Origin of the sequence: Clostridium sardiniense, from assembly GCF_016907995.1 — a bacterium.
In the GTDB taxonomy this organism is placed as follows: domain Bacteria; phylum Bacillota; class Clostridia; order Clostridiales; family Clostridiaceae; genus Clostridium; species Clostridium sardiniense.
The window spans coordinates 60,323-76,721 of record NZ_JAFBDA010000015.1 but is presented as its reverse complement, the minus strand read 5'-3'; the positions used below and the strand labels follow the sequence as shown (position 1 = coordinate 76,721).

15 protein-coding genes are annotated in these 16,399 nt (G+C 28.8%); all 15 read right to left on the bottom strand.

The window, feature by feature from the left end:
* Positions 1–40: 40 nt before the first annotated feature.
* The gene (nrdR, locus tag JOC62_RS12830) at positions 41–490 is read right to left on the bottom strand and encodes a transcriptional regulator NrdR (protein WP_204595678.1); all 450 of its coding nucleotides are present in this window, start codon (positions 488–490) and stop codon (positions 41–43) included.
* Positions 491–571: 81 nt separating this feature from the next.
* On the bottom strand, positions 572–850 hold the full coding sequence (locus JOC62_RS12825) for a YlmC/YmxH family sporulation protein (protein WP_204595677.1): 279 nt from the start codon (positions 848–850) through the stop codon (positions 572–574).
* Positions 851–942: 92 nt separating this feature from the next.
* Positions 943–1,716 (bottom strand): RNA polymerase sporulation sigma factor SigG, encoded by a 774-nt coding sequence (sigG, locus tag JOC62_RS12820; protein WP_204595676.1) that lies wholly within the window; start codon positions 1,714–1,716, stop codon positions 943–945.
* 80 nt (positions 1,717–1,796) lie between these two features.
* Positions 1,797–2,504 (bottom strand): RNA polymerase sporulation sigma factor SigE, encoded by a 708-nt coding sequence (gene sigE / locus JOC62_RS12815; RefSeq protein WP_204595675.1) that lies wholly within the window; start codon positions 2,502–2,504, stop codon positions 1,797–1,799.
* 10 nt (positions 2,505–2,514) lie between these two features.
* Positions 2,515–3,318 (bottom strand): sigma-E processing peptidase SpoIIGA, encoded by an 804-nt coding sequence (locus tag JOC62_RS12810; protein WP_204595674.1) that lies wholly within the window; start codon positions 3,316–3,318, stop codon positions 2,515–2,517.
* Between the two features lie 361 nt (positions 3,319–3,679).
* Positions 3,680–6,346 (bottom strand): SH3 domain-containing protein, encoded by a 2,667-nt coding sequence (locus JOC62_RS12805; protein ID WP_204595673.1) that lies wholly within the window; start codon positions 6,344–6,346, stop codon positions 3,680–3,682.
* A gap of 195 nt (positions 6,347–6,541) precedes the next feature.
* Positions 6,542–7,696: a cell division protein FtsZ gene (gene ftsZ / locus JOC62_RS12800; RefSeq protein WP_204595672.1), complete on the bottom strand. Its 1,155-nt coding sequence runs from the start codon at positions 7,694–7,696 to the stop codon at positions 6,542–6,544.
* A 13-nt stretch (positions 7,697–7,709) separates the two neighbouring features.
* Entirely contained in the window at positions 7,710–8,999 is a 1,290-nt protein-coding gene (locus JOC62_RS12795) for a cell division FtsA domain-containing protein (protein ID WP_204595671.1), read from the bottom strand.
* A 198-nt stretch (positions 9,000–9,197) separates the two neighbouring features.
* Positions 9,198–10,253 (bottom strand): type IV pilus twitching motility protein PilT, encoded by a 1,056-nt coding sequence (locus tag JOC62_RS12790; RefSeq protein ID WP_204595670.1) that lies wholly within the window; start codon positions 10,251–10,253, stop codon positions 9,198–9,200.
* A 94-nt stretch (positions 10,254–10,347) separates the two neighbouring features.
* Positions 10,348–11,049, bottom strand: coding sequence for an RNA polymerase sporulation sigma factor SigK (gene sigK, locus JOC62_RS12785; RefSeq protein WP_204595669.1), 702 nt, complete (start codon positions 11,047–11,049; stop codon positions 10,348–10,350).
* A 124-nt stretch (positions 11,050–11,173) separates the two neighbouring features.
* On the bottom strand, positions 11,174–12,781 hold the full coding sequence (locus JOC62_RS12780; protein WP_423883038.1) for a penicillin-binding transpeptidase domain-containing protein: 1,608 nt from the start codon (positions 12,779–12,781) through the stop codon (positions 11,174–11,176).
* A gap of 57 nt (positions 12,782–12,838) precedes the next feature.
* The gene (udk, locus tag JOC62_RS12775; RefSeq protein WP_204595668.1) at positions 12,839–13,456 is read right to left on the bottom strand and encodes a uridine kinase; all 618 of its coding nucleotides are present in this window, start codon (positions 13,454–13,456) and stop codon (positions 12,839–12,841) included.
* Between the two features lie 11 nt (positions 13,457–13,467).
* Positions 13,468–14,712, bottom strand: a complete 1,245-nt coding sequence (locus JOC62_RS12770) for a peptidase U32 family protein (RefSeq protein WP_204595667.1) — start codon at positions 14,710–14,712, stop codon at positions 13,468–13,470.
* An 8-nt stretch (positions 14,713–14,720) separates the two neighbouring features.
* The gene (locus tag JOC62_RS12765; RefSeq protein WP_204595666.1) at positions 14,721–15,365 is read right to left on the bottom strand and encodes an O-methyltransferase; all 645 of its coding nucleotides are present in this window, start codon (positions 15,363–15,365) and stop codon (positions 14,721–14,723) included.
* 18 nt (positions 15,366–15,383) lie between these two features.
* Positions 15,384–16,388 carry an endolytic transglycosylase MltG gene (gene mltG / locus JOC62_RS12760; protein WP_204595665.1) on the bottom strand — a complete coding sequence of 335 codons (1,005 nt, stop codon included), beginning with the start codon at positions 16,386–16,388 and terminating at the stop codon, positions 15,384–15,386.
* Positions 16,389–16,399 lie beyond the last annotated feature (11 nt).

Sequence of the window (16,399 nt, the reverse complement as noted above, 5' to 3'; positions counted from 1 at the left end):
AGCACTTTAATCCTAAATTTAGAATTAAAATGCTTTACACTTATCTCATTAATCTATTTATTTCTTCCATAAAGGTATTAATATCTTTGAATTGCCTATAAACAGAAGCAAACCTTACATATGAAACCTCATCAATTTCTTTAAGTCTCTCCATAACCATTTCACCTATGTAGTTTGATTGGACTTCTGTCATCATCTTATTTGATATTGTCTTTTCAATATCTTCTGCAATTTCTTCTATTTGCTTTCTAGAAATAGGTCTCTTTTGACATGCTATAATTAATCCATTCACAATTTTTTCTTTATTGAAATTTTCTCTAGTTAAATCTTTTTTAATAACTAAAATTGGAATATCTTCTACCTTTTCATATGTTGTATATCTTTTATTACAATTTGAACATTCTCTTCTTCTTCTAATTGTGGTATTATCATCTGTTGATCTTGAATCAACTACCTTACTTTCTTGAAAAGAACAAAAAGGGCATTTCATAGATAGCTCCCACCTTTCTGTACATTTAATTACTTACTCTATATCGTTATTATACATATTTTTTCCTTTCCTGACTAGATATTATCTGTAATTATTATCATCTCTTGAAACAATATTTAAATTTTCAGCTGATACTAGTATAACATCAATACCTATTTTCTCTATATTCTCCCAAGGAATCTCTATCTCCTCTCCTTTTCCAAACCAGCCTTTATTCTCTCCTGGTATAATTAATGATTGTACTTTATCTTCTTCACAATCTAATTTTATGTCTACTATATATCCAAGTTTTCTTCCTGTGTTTACATCTATTATTTCCATATTTCTCATAGCATTAATTGAATGTAAATTTTCTTCCATTTAAACTCCCCCTTTACATTTTACATTTATATTCAAAAGTATAGTTATTTATTATTTATCTAAAGAAAAAGAACTCTTAAAGAGTTCTTTTTCTAAATATACTTCCTCATATGTTTTAGTGCTGTTTTCTCTAGTCTTGAAACTTGTGCCTGAGATATACCTATCTCATCTGCAACTTCCATCTGCGTTCTTCCTCTAAAAAACCTAAGATCCAATATTAACTTCTCTCTATCTGTTAATCTCTTCATAGCTTCATTTATTGAGATATTTTCCAACCAATTTTCATCAGTATTTTTAGAATCACTAATTTGATCCATAACATATATAGCATCTCCGCCATCGTGATATATTGGTTCAAATAAAGATACTGGATCTTGTATAGCATCTAATGCAAATACAACATCTTCTCTAGGTATCTCTAATTCCTTTGCTATTTGTGAGATATTTGGTTCCTTATTATTGTCTTTAACCAATTTATCTCTTACTAGTAATGCTTTATATGCTATATCTCTCAATGACCTACTAACCCTTATTGAATTATTATCTCTTAAATATCTTCTGATTTCTCCAATTATCATTGGAACTGCATAAGTTGAAAACTTAACATTTTGAGAAAGATCAAAATTATCAATAGCCTTCATAAGCCCTATGCATCCAACTTGAAATAAATCATCAACATTTTCTCCTCTATTATTAAATCTTTGAATTACACTTAACACTAATCTTAAATTTCCTTTTATAAATGTTTCTCTTGCACTATTATCTCCTGATTGCATCTTTAATAAAAGTTCTCTTTTTTCTTTTTCTTTAATTATAGGAAGTTTCGCAGTATTTACTCCACATATTTCAACTTTATTAATGATCAATATCATCAACTCCTTTTGGAAGTAATATCATCACACTAAAAAGTATTTCCGCAAGATAATAGTTTTATACTACAGACAACCTAAACCATTTTACTAATTTCTTTTTTCAATCTATTTATTATCTTTTTTTCTAATCTTGAAATATAGGATTGAGATATGCCTAAAAGGTCTGCAACCTCTTTCTGAGTCTTTTCATTGGTCCCATTTAAACCAAATCTTAGTTTTACAATTTCTTTTTCTCTTTCGTTTAAATTTTTTAGTGCAATAAATAATAATTGCTTATCTACTTCATCTTCAATTAAATTATAAATTATATCATTTTCTGTACCTAAAATATCTGATAAAAGAAGTTCATTTCCATCCCAATCAATATTTAAAGGTTCATAAAATGATATTTCAGCTTTAATTTTATTATTTCTTCTTAAATGCATAAGTATTTCGTTTTCAATGCATCTAGATGCATATGTTGCAAGCTTTATCTTTTTTTCTGGATTAAAGGTATTTACAGCTTTAATAAGTCCAATAGTACCAACTGAAATTAAATCTTCTACATACACTCCTGTATTTTCAAACTTTCTAGCTATATACACAACAAGTCTTAAATTTCTTTCTATTAAAGTGCTCCTAACCTCTTCATCTCCATCATTTAATTTATTTACAAGATCTTCTTCTTCCTCTTTAGAAAGGGGTGGTGGAAGAGCGTCACTTCCTCCTACATAATGCAGTTTCTTTCTAAATAATCCTAGCTTTTCTAATATTCTATTTAATAACATCTGAATTTTTATCATAATAACCTCCTTATATTACCCCTCTTGATAATAATGCATTAAACTCATTATCCCTACTTAAAGTATCTTTGCATGGACACAATATTGCATCTATTTCTCTAAAGGTCTCTCCACTTTTTTTAAGTTTTATTTTGTTTACTTTAAATCCCTTTAAGCTTCCATTGTATCCAATGGCACTATAGGGAATATAGAATACACCTTCATTTTTTATATCTAATGTATTTAGATAACCTTCTTCAACTAATATACAAGGTAAATTAGTAATTGGTTCTCTTAGTTCATTTCCAGAGTCTAAGAATCCCTTTACCATAATAACTTTGTCTTTAAGAGTTATCTCAATATCATAGAAGAAATCTCTTATTATATTTTTTTCTCTTATATAACTTGTAATTCTCTCTAGAGCTACAAAAAGAATAGCTACACATATAATTAAATACTTCACCTTAAAATCATTTATCATAATACCATTCTTTATTGAATATTCATTAGTTATAACAGCTATTTTAAAACAAATCCCACTCAAAACACATGCCGATGCTATAAATGTTGCACCACATTTTAAAGCATTTCCTATTTTTTTATTTGTTAATGGAATATAAGCTAAGCTTAATGAAACAATAACTTGAAAAAAGTTATTAGATAGCCAATTTAACTCATTAAAAACCATTGTTAAGGTGTACAAAGCTCCTAAGGCTGCTGCAAATATACATTTTTTAAATGAATACGTTTCTCTAAGTACTCTATAGGATATTGTTAGCAAAAATAAATTGACCAAAAAATTTTCAATTAATAATATATCTACATATATATCCACTTGATCAACCTCCTAATAAAATTATATAACTATATCTTTTAAAATTTTGTCATATTAATTGTTAAGAACAGTAGTTTTTAACTATTTTTTTTTACATATAATTACACTAAAACTTCTTTTAATTTTTTTATTACTTTTTGTTGATATTTACATATATAATTCATCTATTTTTTTATGATTTTAACAAAAAATAGAGACTTATATAAAAATATAAGTCTCTTATAGTTATTCTAAATTATTTTCCTTTAACATAGTAATTTAAAAACATATTTCGGATTATTTAAATATATATTACATTTGTTATTAAGCTCTAAGTTTCTTCTTTAATTAATATAAATTAGGTAATTTTTTAAATTCTACATTAATTAAATTTAGGTTTATCATAAACAAAGTCATTATTTCCTGTATATAAATTTTTCATTTCCTCCATTTGAGCTCCTATACTTTCCGCATACCATGGAGTTGTTGCATATTGATGCCATATTAAATCTGTATTAGGTATAAATCTCATTTTATATAATGTATTTTGCTTATACTTTGAACTATTTACATAATTATTTGATACAAAGCTAGCTGCTCCTTCAATAGCTTTGTCAACTGTTGTCCATCCATGATTATATGCATATGTTGTTCCAAGAATTAGTGCTCTATTTGGGAATACTTTCGAATTATCATATGCTCCTATACCAAATAAATTATATACAGTTACAGGTTTTGAAAGCTTAATCATTTCATATCCAATTAATTCACCCTTGCTATTATATTTTCCTTTATCAGGGTTAGCTATTTCTGTAATAGTAACACCTTTAGCTAACTTACTTTTTCCATAGCCTGTTTCATGTATTGATTGAGCAGCAAAATATATTGGATCAATATCAAATTTCTTTGCTGCATTAACAAATCCTTGCGCATGTCCTTTTAAAACACCAGCATCTTTGCTATTAAAGTAATTATTTAATCCACTTACACTAATATTTCTAAACTCATCTATTCTTAAGAATTGTGATTGATTGCTTGCTTTATTTGGATTTATATATTTTTCATAATAATTATAATCATAGGCTGGAACTCTTGATTGCTGTAATTTTACATATGAATCCATAGACATATGGTAATTAGTTGTCATAGAGGTTCCATTTTCAGGTTTATTACTATCATTGTTATTACTATTATTGTTATTATTATCTTCAGCTTCTGATTGAGATATTTCTTTTATAAATTCCTTTGCTGAATATCCAACTATACTACCACTTTTTATTTTATAGAAACTATTTTCTTCTCCTAAAATCTCAATAACATCACCATTTCTTAGATTTCCTAATATTTTAGAATTTGTATTTGCTTTTTCTCTTATTCTAAGTTCACTACTTACTTGTACTTTACCAAATTTTTTTATTACTTCTGGTTTCTCAGGTTTGTTATTTGAATTCTCTCCATTTGGATAGAATTTTACATAGTCTTGACTTATATAACCACTTAAACTTCCCTTTTTAATCTTATACCATGTTCCTTCTTTTCCTAAAACATCAAAAGTATCTCCATTTAATAAATAACCAGAAACTTCGTGATTTGTTCCTGGACCTTTTCTTACTCTTAAGTTACTTGTGATGTTTATAACCTTACCTGTTCCTTCAATCTTATCTGAAGGTTTATTGTTATTATTGTTGTTATTATTATTGTTGTTATTACTATTATTATTTCCGCTTTCACCTGTTATTTTTACATAATCCTCATGTACATAACCATAGCCATTTCCGTATTTTATTTTATACCATACTCCTGACTTTGATGCTATTTCAAGCTTGCTTCCATTTTTTAAGTACCCAAGAGTTTCTGAATTTGTTGATGCACTCTTTCTCACTCTTAAACTAGAAGTTATGTTTACTACAGTTCCCTGTTTCATTGTTTCTACTGGTTTATTGTTATTATTGTTGTTGTTATTACTATTATTATTATTTCCGCTTTCACCTGTTATTTTTACATAATCTTCATGTACATAACCATAGCCACTTCCATATTTTATCTTATACCATACACCTGATTTTGATGCTATTTCAAGCTTACTTCCATTTTTTAAGTATCCAAGTGTTTCTGAATTTGTTGATGCACCCTTTCTTACTCTTAAACTAGAAGTTATGTTTATTACAGTTCCCTGCTTCATTGTTTCTACTGGTTTATTGTTATTATTGTTATTATTGTTGTTGTTATTACTATTATTATTATTTCCGCTTTCACCTGTTATTTTTACATAATCTTCATGTACATAACCATAGCCATTTCCGTATTTTATTTTATACCATACTCCCGACTTTGATGCTATTTCAAGCTTGCTTCCATTTTTTAAGTACCCAAGAGTATCTGAATTTGTTGATGCACTTTTTCTTACTCTTAAGCTAGAAGTTATGTTTATTACAATTCCCTGCTTCATTGTTTCTACTGGTTTATTGTTGCTATTATTACTAGTATTATTGCTACTACCCTGATTTATTACTTTTACATAGTCACCGTGTACGTAACCAACTTTTCCACTAACTTTAACCTTGTACCATGAACCCTCTTTTCCTAAGATATCAAATTTATCTCCATTTTTTAAATATCCTATAACTTGTCCACTAGTTGAGGCTGAACCTCTAAGCCTTAAAGTAGATGTAATATTAATTACTTCTCCTTTTAAGCTGGTACTTATTGCATTATTATTACTATCTATCTCTTTTACATAATCTTTATGAATAAAACCTATCTTATTTTCATTTTTTATCTTATACCAAGATCCTTCTTTTCCTAGTATCTCAAAAGTTTGTCCATCTCTAAGATATCCTATAACGCTACTACTAGTACTTGGGTCTTTTCTTATTCTTAGATTAGTTTCAACGTTTACCACTTTTCCTTTGTTTGAAGCTCTTTCAAGGCCAAAAGTACTAACATTATTTTTATGAGTATCTGCAAATGCTTTGGTATTATTAAATATAAATGAACCTGTAGTTGCTGCTACAACCAACATCATGGTTGTTATTTGTTTCCTTTTCATACTATTCTCCCCATTTATAACATTATTTTTCTCGTTTACTAATATTCTTTTTAATTTTACCATATTTCTTTGTCTAATCAAAGATTCTAACCCTCTATTTTTTCTATTTTTTCATCTCTTATTAACCTTTTTGTAACCTTATTGTATAAAAAAACCTTGGAAATTAATTTCCAAGGTTTTAAAAACTTCTTATTATTAGTTTGACCTTCTTGGTCTTCTTAAAAATGTAGGTATAGATAAATCTTCTTCTGTATAAGTTATAGTTGAACTTACAGTTTCTTCAGAAGTTGTAGCTGCAACTTCCTCCTTAACCTCTTCAACCTTTTCTTCAACTTGTTGTTTTATTTGTGATTTAACTTCTACCTTAGCAGTTTCTTTTGGTGAAGCTCCTATTCCGTCTTCTTCAAAACCAGTTGCAATAACAGTTATTCTTATTTCGTCTTGTAATGTCTCATCTATAACTGCCCCGAAAATTATATTAGCATCAGCATCTGCTGCTTCTCTTACAACGTCTGCTGCTTCATATACTTCAAGTGCTCCAAGGTCTGCTCCACCTGTAAAGTTTAAGATAACGCCTGTTGCTCCTTCAATTGAAGTTTCAAGTAATGGTGATGCAATAGCTTCTTTAACAGCATCTGCTGCTCTATTATCACCATTTCCGTGTCCAACTCCCATATGTGCTAAACCTTTATTTAACATAACTGCCTTTATATCAGCAAAGTCGGCATTAACAACACCTGGAATAGTTATAAGGTCAGAAATTGCTTGCACACCTTGTCTTAAAACATCATCAGCTAATCTAAATGAATCTAATAACGTTGTTTTTTTATCAGCCATAAATAATAATCTTTCATTTGGTATTATTACTAATGTGTCAACTTTTTCTTTTAATTTAGCTATACCCATTTCAGCATGTCTCATTCTTCTCTTTCCTTCAAATGGGAAAGGCTTAGTTACAACACCTACTGTAAGTATTTCTAATGATTTAGCTACTTCTGCAACTACTGGTGCAGCTCCTGTTCCTGTTCCGCCGCCCATACCAGCAGTTATGAACACCATGTTTGCTCCTTTAATAGCTGCTGTTATTTCTTCTCTACTTTCTTCTGCTGCCTTTTGTCCTATTTCAGGATTAGCTCCTGCTCCTAGTCCTTTAGTAAGCTTTTCTCCGATTTGAATTTTTTGATTGGCATGTGATAACATAAGTGCTTGTTTATCTGTATTAATAGCTATAAATTCTACATTTTTTAATCCTTCAACTATCATTCTGTTTACAGCGTTACTTCCTCCGCCTCCACAGCCTATTACCTTTATATTAGTTAATTCTTGCATATCCACTTCAAAATCTAACAAAACAATTCCTCCTTTAGAAAATATCCTCTAGTAAACTTCTTAATTTTCCCCTAATGCCTTTATTATTCTTTTTTTTCTTAACGTGATCTTCTTTTTCTACTATATCACATTCTTCGTTTCTATTTATATCACTTATTTTTTCAAATCTTAAAGTCTTATCTTTAACATCTTTTGTAAAATCTTCACATATTAATTCTACCCTATCATGCACCTCTTTAACAATAGCTAATGAGTTAATATTTGAAAAATTTTGCATACCAAAATCATTTTTTGTAAATATACGAACTCTATTATTCATGATCTTTTTAGATAGTTTATTTATATTTTCAAAATTTGTTAAAGAATCACTACATAAAATTATACTACATAGATTATCAAAATGACCAGTATTTTTTAATTCATTATTTACATAATTAAGAATTTCTTCAATTCTTGCCTCACAAACTTTATAAAAAAGCTCTTTATGGATGCCTTTTCCATCCAAAGTAAGTTCTTTTTCATCTTTTTCACTATAAAGTGTTTCATAATTACTACTGTATTTACACTTCATTTTTTCTGCTTCTTCATTAGAAAGCCCACCACAAATTGATAAATCACTTGTTATATTATTACCTCCTAAAGGAATAGAAAATAATTCTTTAGCCACTCCATCTTTAAATATAGCTACTTCTGTAAGTGCTGCACCACTTTCTACCATAACTCTTTCTCCAAGTTGATCTCTAAAGAAAAAGATTTTTTTAAGTGACATTATGTTAACTATAAATCCTTTAATATTGTATCTAGTGCCAATACATAAATCCATGTATTTTTTTATTACATCTTTTTTACAAGTAACAACAGTAGCATTTATTAAAAGCTTGTCTCCTTCTAAGGTTTCAGCTAAATTTAAACTAAGTTTATCATCCACTTTATAATAATTTATAAAAGCATCACATATCTCTTCATCATCATTTACAAAAGTATTTTCTCTAATATATTTTAATGCATCATTAAGAATCTTTGGAGATACTATTCCATTAATATCATCTTCAAAATTACTTTCTTGGATTTTTACATCAGTAGATGGTAACCCTATGTAAATATCTTTAATTTCTCTATCTATCTCTTTTTCTAAATTATCCAAAGCTTCAAGAAATGCTTCTTTGCATTTTTCGGTATCAGCTATTTTCCCTTTTTTAACACCCTTTGAATAAACACAAGAACTTCCTAATATATCAACTTCTTTCCCGATTGATGACAATCCACATGAAGCTGAAATTTTTTGTGTCCCTATATCTATTGCTGTAACTAAAAATTCTTGCATTTTCCCTATCTTCCCTCCTGTCATTCCTACTTACATTTATATATTCAACATATATTTATAAATTCCTTTTTATTTTTTTCTTTTAATAATATATTAATATTTTTGTTATTTTTCTTTAATATTTTCTAATAAAATAAATGATCATTAATTAAATTTCTTAATTAATGATCATTTATTTTCATTTTAAAACTTTTTCCTTTAAAGCATCATCATCCTTTTCAATATTTCTTTATCAACAGAATATATCATTGCCGTATCTTCAGTTATACTTCCATTCCTAGCAAGCTCAACTAAAGACATATCCATGCTCTTCATTCCATATTTGCTTCCTGTTTGTATTGCAGACTCTATTTGATAAGTCTTTCCTTCTCTAATTTGATTTTGTATTCCTGGAGTAATTATCATTGTTTCAAGTGCTGCAATTCTTCCTTTTCCATCTATAGTTGGAACTAGTTGCTGAGACACTATTCCTTGTAACACTGTTGCAAGTTGTATTCTTATTTGCTGTTGTTGATGTGGTGGAAAAACATCAATTATTCTGTCTATTGTTTTTGCTGCACCAATAGTATGTAGCGTTGAGAATACTAAATGTCCCGTTTCTGCTGCAGTCATAGCAATTGAAATAGTCTCTAAATCTCTCATTTCTCCTACAAGAATAACATCAGGATCTTCTCTTAAGATTGCTTTTAATGCACTCTTATAACTTTTACTATCTTTACCAATTTCTCTTTGATTTATAATACACTTTTTATGTTTATGAAGATATTCTATCGGATCTTCTAAAGTAATTATATGAGCACTTCTTGTAGCATTTATTTCATTAATCATAGCTGCAAGTGTTGTGCTCTTACCACTTCCTGTTGGACCTGTTACAAGAACTAATCCTCTTTGCTTTTTAACTAACTCTTTTAATACGCTTGGATGGTTTAGTTCATCTAAAGTTGGAATTTTTAATCGTATAGCTCTTAATGCTATCGCATCACTATTTCTTTGCTTAAATACATTTACTCTAAATCTTCCTATTCCTGATAATGAATATGATGTATCAGCTTCTCCGTCTTCATTATATATATCAAATTTGCTTCCTAATATTTCTTTAGCGAACTTCTCCATGCAATCTTGAGTTAGATTTTCATCTCCAAGTGGCATTAATTTTCCATTCAACCTTGCTGTTGGTGGTATTCCAACTGTTAAATGTAAATCTGATGCATCTAACTCTGTTGTTTTACCTAATAATTCTCTTAAAGTATACATTTTCTTTCCTCCGACCTATTAATTTCCCCACCTTCTATATTTCTATAAAAATAGCTAAACTCCTCTATTTTTTATAGAGGAATTTAGAACAAACTTATATACCTTTTCCATATAGAACTTTTTGGAGTTTTTTCAAGGCTTTTTTCTCTATTCTAGATACGTATGATCTTGATATATTTAATTTTGCAGCAATTTCTCTTTGAGTTTTGCTTTTTCCATCTTGAAGACCATATCTCATAATAATTATATCATGTTCTCTCTCTGTAAGTATCTCTTCCATCTTTTTATACAAAGCCTTTACCTGAAGATTGTTTTCGACTTTTTCAAGTACTGAATCCTTATCACTACTAAGTACATCAATTAAACAAATTTCATTTCCTTCTTTATCAACACCTATAGGGTCTTGCAGATAAACTTCTCCTTTTTGCTTTTTATTATTTCTAAATAACATTAGTATTTCATTTTCTATACATCTTGATGCATATGTTGCAAGCCTTGTACCCTTATCAACATCAAAAGAATCTATAGCTTTAATAAGCCCAACTGTCCCAATTGAAATTAATTCATCAACATCCTTATTGGGGAAAGAATATTTTTTAACTATATGCGCTACTAACCTTAGATTCCTTTCAATTAATACACTCTTAGCTCCCTTGTCTCCCTCTTTCAGCTTTCTTAAATACTTTTCCTCTTCTTTTTCATCAAGAGGTGTCGGGAAAGTGTTATTATTAGAGATGTATCCAGTTAAAAATACAGTGTTGCAGAGCAAATCAATAAAATTCGATATTACTAACACTTTCATCCTCCTTATAGTGCTTACTAATATCATATGATTTTTATAATGAAAACTTGCTTTATCTTATAAAAAATATAATTTTCTTTACAGTAAAAGACTACATTTAAAATATGTAGCCTCATTATTATTTTTTATTTAATTGTAATACTATATCTTTAAATATAGGTGCTGCTGTGTTACCCCCTCCTATATTTTCACCTTCTTTTTCTATTAAATCTGGAACAAAAACAATCATTGTGTATTGTTTGTTATCTATTGTAAAGTATCCTGCAAACCATCCATGTGTAGTATTATTACTACTTGAAGACGATCCTGTCTTTCCTCCCATATCAATACCTTGAATAAGTGCACTTTTACCTGTTCCAGTAGTAACTACTTCTTTCATTCCATTTTTCACAATTTTGCTTGTAGTCTCTGTAAATATTCTTTCTTTTTTAGTTTCATATTGTTTTACTACCTTATCGTTATCATCTAATATACTCTCCATAATATAGGGCTTTACATAAACTCCATTATTCGTAAAGGTATTAACAGCTCCAAGCATTTGTATAGGAGATACATTCATTGATTGTCCGATTGGAATAAGTGCCATAATATTATTATTTTTAGGATCATCATTTTTAGGTTTTACTCCTGAAGTTTCGTTTCTTCCTTCTCCCTGTATTCCTATAACCCTTTTAAATAACCCCAATTTTTCACTATACTCCATCAATTTATCATATCCAACTTTACGTCCTATAGCTCCAAATACATCATTACAAGATTTTATTAGCCCTTGATTTATTGTAAGTGTTCCATGAACTTTGCCATTACACATCTTCCCATTACAAGATACTGTATTATAAGGAGTTATAAGTCCTTCCTCTAAAGATGCTCCATATGTTATAAGCTTATAAATAGACCCTGGTTCATAACCTATTCCTTCTATTCCTAAATTTATATTAGCTTCACTTTCATTTTTTTGAACTAAAGCTTTAATTTTTCCAGTATTACTTTCCATAATAGTTACGCCTATATTTTTATATTTTTGATACTCTTCTTTTGATAATACATCTCTAATCTTACTATCGAATTCTTTATCTATTGTAAGCTTTATATTTCTATTATTATCATTTATAACAAGTTCATCATCTGCATAAACATTTTTTTCATCAAGATAAAAATTCTTTTTAGGAATTTCATTATTCTTTATATTATTATATATTTCTTCTTCTATAGATCCCTGTACTATATTTTTATCAGTTATATTTGACAACATACCATTTACAGACCAAGCTTCCTTTTTATCCACTTTATCGCTAATAAAAGTATATACTCCTTTTAAATTATCTAATTTATTTATTTTATTATAAGTCTCTTCTGAAATAGTGTAATATAATTTTCCTTGACTTTTCATTACATCAGTATAATTAAAATCACTATTTTCTCCCTTCATAATAAAGTTCAACGCCATTAAATCCTCTAAAGTTTCCCCATAATTATTTAAACTAAAAGGCTTTGAATCTATCACTAATACATATTTTTTTTCATACTCTACTAAATCTTTACCAGTTGTATCTAATAGCATATATTTACTATCACTTATGCTTTCAGTCTGATGATTCTTATAATTCGCTTCTACTCTTTCTGTAGGATGAACATTTAAAAAATATAATCTAACTGCTAATCCAGCAAATATAGTCATTAGAAGAGCTAATAAAGCCTTACCTCTATTTAAATTCATTCTCTTCATAAAAGGAAAACACCTCCCTTAGCTAATTCTTGACTAAGAAAAGGTGTTTTATACAAATTACTTTAATGTATCTTTAATTTTTGAAACTAATATATCTATGGCTACTTTATTGTGTCCACCTTCTGGAACAATTATATCAGCATATCTTTTTGTTGGTTCAATAAATTGCATATGCATAGGTCTAACTACTGAAAGGTATTGTTCTACTACAGAATCAACATCTCTTCCTCTTTCATTTATATCTCTAACCAATCTTCTTAATATTCTTATATCAGCATCTGTATCTACATATACTTTTATATCTAAAAGATCTCTTATTCTTTCATCTTCAAGTACAAGAATACCTTCAACTATTATTATATCTCTAGGCTCTACATTTATTTTTTCTTCTGATCTATTATGTATAGTAAAGTCATATATAGGCTTTCTAATTGGCTCTCCATTCATTAAACAATGTAAATGCTCTATTAATAAATCATTATCAAATGCTCTTGGATGGTCATAGTTTGTTTTTGTTCTTTCTTCCATTGTTAAACGGCTTTGATCCTTATAATATGCATCTTGTTGTATCATAGCTATACAGTCTTCACTAAAGCTATTATATATTTCATCTGCTATGGTACTTTTACCTGAACCTGTCCCTCCAGTTATTCCAATAAGTATAGGTTTTTTCATTAATTTGCCTCCTATTTGTCTCCAATTTTTAAAGTTTGTTTTCCTCTTACTAGCATATCATTTTCTTTTAGAGGTGTATCAACCTTCATCTTAAAGATCATATGTGCTCTATTAGCAACATTAGTCTCAACATCTTTTTCTACATCATACATTGAGTTCATCTTTATTGAGAAATTAGGTGTATAAGGTCTTAGTATATCAACATTATCTCCTTCAAACACTCTATTTTTTTGCATTATAGTTGCAGTCATAGTCTCTTCATCAAATTCTTTTACTATTCCTACTATATCATAATCTCTTATATATGATGAATCATCATAATTTTGTTCTCCTGTCTTTCCAAAGAAGAATCCTGTATGATATGGTCTATGGCTAACTTTTAATAAGATATCCATCCATTCTTGTTTGAATTTATAATTATCTGGATCTTCAAAGTAACTATCTAATGCTTCTCTATATGCTTTAACTACTGAAGCAACATAGAATTCACTTTTCATTCTTCCTTCAATTTTAAATGAATATATTCCACTTTGAACCAATTCAGGTATATGGTGAATCATACATAAATCCTTTGAATTCATTATATATGTTCCTTTATCATCTTCTATAACAGGGAAGTAAACATCTGGTCTTGTTTCTTCAACTAAGAAATACTTGTATCTACAAACATTAGCACATGTCCCTTTATTAGAATCTCTTCCTAACATATAATTAGAAATTAGACATCTTCCTGAATAAGCCATACACATTGAACCATGTACAAAACCTTCTAAGTCGCATCCTTCTGGAAGATTATCTCTAAATCCATGAATTTCATTAAAAGTCATTTCTCTTGCAAGTACTATTCTCTTAACACCCAAATCATACCAGAACTTAGCTGCTTTCCAGTTTACAGTGTTAGCTTGTGTACTTAAGTGTATTTCTAAGTTAGGTGCTACTTCTCTAGCTACTGCTATTATTCCAGGGTCAGCTACTATTATAGCATCAATTCCTAAAGCCTCTAATCCTTTTATATAATCTTCCATTCCATTTAAATCAAAATTACGTGGAAATACATTCATTGTCACATAAAGCTTTCTTTCTCTATCATGACAATATTTAACTGCCTCAGCTATTTCTTCATTTGTAAAGTTTCCAGCAAAAGCTCTTAAATTTAATCTACTTCCACCTATATATACAGCATCTGCTCCAAAATCTATAGCAATTTTTAGTTTTTCTAAATTTCCAGCTGGTGCTAAAATTTCAGGTTTTCTCATCTTTAAACCTACCTCCTTTTAGTTATCGCAATACCATCTCCCATCGGAATGACAGAGGTTATTAAATTTTCATCATTTGAAACCATCTCTAAGTATGTTCTCATTCTTTTTACTATTGTAATCTTTCTTCTTTTTACTAACTCTTGTGATGGAACCATTCCTCTAAATAATACATTATCAGCTATTATAATTCCATCTTCTTTTAGTAATCTTAAGCAATGTGGCAAGAAATGATTATAATGTCCTTTTCCTGCATCCATAAATATTAAATCAAACTTTTCATCAAGATTTTCTAATACTTCAAGGCAATCCCCTTCTTTTATAGTAATCTTATCTTCAAGATTAAATCTTTTAATATTTTCCTTTGCAAGTTCGATCATCTCTTTGCTTCTCTCTATGGTAACAATATCAGGATTTGTTTTTGAAGCATCATACATAAGTATAGAAGAGTATCCTATGGCAGTTCCTAGCTCTAAAATTTTTAATGGCCTTTTCATACTAACCATAAATTCTAAAAACTTTCCAGCTTCTTTTTGAACTATCGGAACTCCATTTTCTTTTGCAAAATCTTCCAATTCTTTAAGTCTTCCACTACTTTCTCCAATTAGTCCTCTTAAATATTCTTCCATATAGTCATAAGTAATTCCGCTCATATATTCCTCCAAGATAATTTAATATCCAAATTCGACTTTCTTTTTCTCAAAATCTGGATAACTACTTGTAAAATAGTGTTCTCCAGTGTTAGGATCTAGTAGATAATATAAATAGTCTGTTTTTGCTGGCTTAAGTGCTGCAATTAATGAAGGCTTTCCTGGACTTGCTATAGGTCCTTCTGGTAGTCCTTTATTTTTATATGTATTATATGGTGAGTTTACTTCTAAATGCTTATATAATACTTTATCTACATGCTTTCCTAATGCATAAATAACAGTTGCATCTATTTGAAGAGGCATACCTTTTTTAATTCTATTATCAATAACTGATGCTATAAGAGGTCTATCTCTTTCTGTTCTAGCTTCTCTTTCAATTAACGATGCTTTAGTTACTACTTCATCTATTTGGTTTGTAGGAACAGTCACTCCGGCTTCCTTTTCCGCCTCTTCCATTACAGATTTGAATTTGTCAAGCATAGTTTTTATAACCGTATCTGGCTTAACCCCAATCTGGAATGAATATGTATCTGGGAATAAAAATCCTTCTAATGCATATCTTCTTTTGTTATCTTTCTTTATGTAATCTGGAAGAGGATACTCGCTAGCTGCTTTTAAAAAGTCTTCTTTTGAAAACAATCCATCTTTTTCAAGAACTTCAGCTATTTGAGTTACTGTGTATCCTTCCGGAATAACAACTTTAACAGCATTTTCAGTTTCTAACGTCTTTAAGAATTCGCTTAAACTTACATCTGTTTTAATTGTATATGTACCTTTTGAAACCTTTGGAACAACTTTATTTAATTTCAAATAAGCTTTTATAAAAATTTCATTATCAATCAAACCCTTTTCCTTAAGTTCATTAAGTAACGTATAAAATCCTTCTCCTTCGTTAACTTCAACTACTATACTATCTTTATCCGATTTTAAGGGATGATTTATAGTTCTAGTATACATAAAAACAGTAGCACCTAATAATATTATTAAGAGCACAAAAACTATTAAGATTATTTTAGATTTCTTCATAAAATCCCCCT

Excerpts from the sequence above, each read along its gene's own strand:
- JOC62_RS12805 (WP_204595673.1), bottom strand. The coding sequence starts at position 6,346 with ATGAAAAGGAAACAAATAACAACCATGATGTTGGTTGTAGCAGCAACT.
- nrdR (WP_204595678.1), bottom strand. The coding sequence starts at position 490 with ATGAAATGCCCTTTTTGTTCTTTTCAAGAAAGTAAGGTAGTTGATTCA.
- sigE (WP_204595675.1), bottom strand. The coding sequence starts at position 2,504 with ATGATAAAAATTCAGATGTTATTAAATAGAATATTAGAAAAGCTAGGA.
- JOC62_RS12825 (WP_204595677.1), bottom strand. The coding sequence starts at position 850 with ATGGAAGAAAATTTACATTCAATTAATGCTATGAGAAATATGGAAATA.
- JOC62_RS12795 (WP_204595671.1), bottom strand. The coding sequence starts at position 8,999 with ATGCAAGAATTTTTAGTTACAGCAATAGATATAGGGACACAAAAAATT.
- JOC62_RS12765 (WP_204595666.1), bottom strand. The coding sequence starts at position 15,365 with ATGAGCGGAATTACTTATGACTATATGGAAGAATATTTAAGAGGACTA.
- JOC62_RS12780 (WP_423883038.1), bottom strand. The coding sequence starts at position 12,781 with ATGAAGAGAATGAATTTAAATAGAGGTAAGGCTTTATTAGCTCTTCTA.
- JOC62_RS12770 (WP_204595667.1), bottom strand. The coding sequence starts at position 14,712 with ATGAGAAAACCTGAAATTTTAGCACCAGCTGGAAATTTAGAAAAACTA.
- udk (WP_204595668.1), bottom strand. The coding sequence starts at position 13,456 with ATGAAAAAACCTATACTTATTGGAATAACTGGAGGGACAGGTTCAGGT.
- JOC62_RS12790 (WP_204595670.1), bottom strand. The coding sequence starts at position 10,253 with ATGTATACTTTAAGAGAATTATTAGGTAAAACAACAGAGTTAGATGCA.
- mltG (WP_204595665.1), bottom strand. The coding sequence starts at position 16,388 with ATGAAGAAATCTAAAATAATCTTAATAGTTTTTGTGCTCTTAATAATA.